4 protein-coding genes are annotated in these 1,872 nt (G+C 61.0%); 3 read left to right on the top strand and 1 reads right to left on the bottom strand.

All coding sequences use genetic code 11. The features are described 5' to 3' along the window. Window positions 1–39: 39 nt before the first annotated feature. The 3 genes from AX685_RS08875 to copM are packed head-to-tail and all read left to right on the top strand — an operon-like array spanning window position 40 to window position 1,092. Window positions 40–390, top strand: a complete 351-nt coding sequence (locus AX685_RS08875; protein WP_018251229.1) for a DUF3147 family protein — start codon at window positions 40–42, stop codon at window positions 388–390. Window positions 391–395: 5 nt separating this feature from the next. Further along, entirely contained in the window at window positions 396–710 is a 315-nt protein-coding gene (locus AX685_RS20985) for a hypothetical protein (protein ID WP_206379108.1), read from the top strand. Further along, a complete protein-coding gene (gene copM / locus AX685_RS08870; protein ID WP_050794225.1) occupies window positions 697–1,092 on the top strand; it encodes a CopM family metallochaperone in 396 nt (131 codons plus the stop codon). Before AX685_RS20985 ends, copM begins: the two co-directional genes overlap by 14 nt. Before the next feature lie 418 nt (window positions 1,093–1,510). On the opposite strand, the gene AX685_RS08865 is transcribed toward copM, so the two are convergent. Next, window positions 1,511–1,872, bottom strand: a 362-nt coding sequence (locus AX685_RS08865; RefSeq protein ID WP_197418538.1) for an efflux RND transporter permease subunit, incomplete at its 5' end; no start/stop codon positions are given.

Raw genomic sequence — 1,872 nt, 5'->3', positions numbered from 1 at the left:
TCATCAAGATCCACCGCCACAAGGTAAGCGAAGCATCCTATGTACTATCTTGCAGTCAAGGCCATCGTCTCGGGCATACTAATCGCGGCAGCGTCGGAAGTGGCGAAGCGCTATCCCGGGTTCGGAGCGCTGATTGCGTCGCTACCGGTCGTCTCGGTCCTTGGCATGATATGGCTGTGGCACGACCGGCCTGATGCGATGAACATGGCGGCCCATGCGCAGGCGACCTTCTGGTTCGTACTCCCCTCGCTGCCGCTATTCCTACTGATACCAGTCCTTTTGCGTCACGGAATTGGCTTTTGGCCAGCCTTGGCCGCCGGATGCTGCCTGACCGTCCTGCTCTATATCGCGATGGTTCTCGCACTCCGGCGCTTTGGCATCGCTTTGTGATTTCCATGAACAACGAGCGGGTGAACAGAATGACAAACCTCAAGGAACGCGCGCTCATTGCCGCTGTCGCGACCATCGCTCTGACTGGATGCGGACTGATTAAACCACGGGATGCTGGCTATTTCCGTTTCCACGCGGAAGAGGCGAGGCTGGTTGTCACCCGCTGCGAGCGGGGCCAGGAAACCGGCAGCGACTGCGAGGCCGCGGCCCAGGCCGTGGCCGAGCTCGATGCGGCTGCGCGCCGGCAACCTCCGGCCAGAGCCGGACGCCAGCGCGGACATGATGCTACACTGGAGAAGGAACGTGATGATCGGAATTAACGGCACGCTCGCGCTGATGGTCGCAACGGCCGCTGGACTGACGCCACCTGCTGCGAGCGCACAGCACGCTCAACACGGTACGAGCGTGACCCGGGGAGCTGATGCGGGAAAGCGGGCCGACACGCCCGCAACCAGAGCCTACCGGGCCGCGAACGCCAAGATGCATGGCGCTATGGACGTGGCCTTCACTGGTGATGCCGACGCCGACTTCATGCGCGCGATGATCCCCCATCATGAAGGCGCGATCGCGATGGCCGAGATAGAATTGAGGTACGGGCGCGATCCCGCTGTTCGCCGGCTTGCAGCCGAAGTAGTGGCGACGCAGCGGCGCGAGATCGCCGAGATGCGGGCGTGGCTTGCCCGGCGCGAAACCCGCAAGTAGCGGCCCGAAGCCTTACCGCCGTCAATGATGGCGGCGGTAATGCCTCGGACGGGAATGACGATCATAGTGCCGATCGCGCACGTAGTGGCGAGACTGGTATCGCGGAGAGTCGGCATAATAGCCGCCACCATAATAGGGCTGCGCATAGCCATAGCCGTGATTTGACACGACCACACGTCCATGTCCGCCGTAGCTACCATGACCTGTGGAATGACGGCCACCATGGTGCTGCGCCATCGCAGTACCAGGGACCAACGAAGCCAGCAGCCCCGCTGCAATCCAAAATGTCTTACGCATGTCTACTCTCCTACCATCGGACGATAGGATCGAACGACGGCGTATTTGATATTAGGGCTTCTACTTGAACCGACACTGAACTTGATGCCGGTCAACGATACCAGAACGTGCGCATGTAGACTCAAATCTGGGCCTTTGTGGTGCCGACAGTCGAACCTTGTGCCTTTGAGCCTCTCAATCGCATGGACAACGCTGTGATGGCTGGCAGGACAAGAAGGGTCAGGATTGTCGATGTTATAAGCCCCCCGATGACGACCGTTGCGAGTGGGCGTTGCACTTCTGCTCCTGTGCCGGTCGCAAGCGCCATCGGCACGAAGCCAAGAGACGCGACCAGCGCGGTCATCAGCACCGGACGGACGCGCTCCATTGCGCCGCCCACGATCGCATCGTCGTCGGCCGCACCGTCTTCGCGATACTTTCCGATCGCACTCATCATCACGAGGCCGTTGAGGACGGCAACGCCCGATAGGGCTATGAACCCGA

It is taken from the genome of Sphingomonas sp. CCH9-F2 (assembly GCF_001556735.1).
GTDB classification, from domain to species: domain Bacteria; phylum Pseudomonadota; class Alphaproteobacteria; order Sphingomonadales; family Sphingomonadaceae; genus Sphingomonas; species Sphingomonas ginsenosidimutans.
This window is presented reverse-complemented; position numbering and strand designations above follow the sequence as displayed.